The following is an 872-nucleotide window of genomic DNA, read 5'->3' on the forward strand; positions in this document are numbered from 1 at the left end:
ATTTTTCAGAGTATATATTAAGCTTTAACATTGTATCCCTATATTATATTATTATTTTATTGTATTATCCCATGCATTTGTAAATTTATCTAATCCATAGTTTACAAATGGATGACTAAAGCTATCTTTATATACATCAAAGCCACAAGTTACAATATGAGCACCTGCTTTTGCAGCGTCTACTATTTGTTTTCCATTTCTAAGTGCTGCTACTATAACCTCTGTTTTTATATCAAAGTTTTTATATATATCAACTATATCTTTTATATATTGCTCACAATTTTCTCCATGAGTTTCTTTCCACCCAACAAAAGGTGATACAAAATATGCACCTATTCTACCTGCTTGTATTGCTTGAGATGGAGAGAATACTAAAGTAACATTAGTTTTTATTCCCTTTTGATTTAATTTATAAGCAGCAACAAGTCCTTGTTCTGTACATGGTATTTTTACAACAAAATTTTCAGAGAATGATGCTAATTTTTCTCCTTCTCTTATCATATCCTCAGCGTTATCAAGATGTGGATTTATTTCAACTGATATAGGAAAGTCTTTTCCTTTAAACTCATTTGCTAATTCTTCTATAACAACATTAAATGGTTTTCCACTAGCTTGTATGTGTCTTGGATTTGTCGTAACACCATCTATGCCCCAATTTTCATACGCATATCTTATTTCATCTATCTTTGCACTATCTAAAAAATATTTCATTACATTTCCTCCTAAGAATATTTTTATTGTATGATTATTAATTATACAATTAACTTATTTCTGCCACAAGTCCATACACTTTTGCTGACTAAATTATAAATATAAAAAGATACACCCTATATTTAATATAGGGTGTATCTGGCGGAGAAAGAGGGATTTGA

General features: G+C 29.2%; 1 protein-coding gene. It reads right to left on the reverse strand.

Annotation, left to right across the window (positions count from 1 at the left end):
* Positions 1–51: 51 nt before the first annotated feature.
* The gene (locus tag B2W91_RS19035) at positions 52–711 is read right to left on the reverse strand and encodes a transaldolase family protein (protein WP_291583779.1); all 660 of its coding nucleotides are present in this window, start codon (positions 709–711) and stop codon (positions 52–54) included.
* Positions 712–872: the final 161 nt, after the last annotated feature.

It is taken from the genome of Clostridium sp. UBA6640 (assembly GCF_002455975.1).
In the GTDB taxonomy this organism is placed as follows: Bacteria; Bacillota; Clostridia; order Clostridiales; family Clostridiaceae; genus Clostridium_J.

Excerpts from the sequence above, each read along its gene's own strand:
- B2W91_RS19035 (WP_291583779.1), bottom strand. The coding sequence starts at position 711 with ATGAAATATTTTTTAGATAGTGCAAAGATAGATGAAATAAGATATGCG.